General features: G+C 53.3%; 1 pseudogene. It reads left to right on the top strand.

The annotated features are described in order from the left end of the window. Positions 1-122: 122 nt before the first annotated feature. Positions 123-240 (top strand): annotated as a pseudogene (locus ACTHS3_RS18515) (FUSC family protein); the annotation flags it as partial.

Below are 240 nucleotides of genomic sequence, written 5' to 3'. Positions count from 1 at the left end.
CCCCAAACCAATCCGTTTCAGCCCTGCCGAAAATCCTTTATTCAGAAACCTGTATCTCCCTATCGATTCCCGTTACAATACCGCCCGATAAACCCAAAAATCTCAACAAGATAGCCCCAATCATGAACGCCTCACAACGCGAACGCTTCGTCAAACGCTGGCTCAATTCCTACGAACGCTACCGCTACCGCCGCCACATACACGCCGTCCGGCTCGGACTGGCCGTACTGTTTGCCACCC

The sequence above is a fragment of the Neisseria sp. P0009.S007 genome (assembly GCF_051962515.1).
This window is presented reverse-complemented; position numbering and strand designations above follow the sequence as displayed.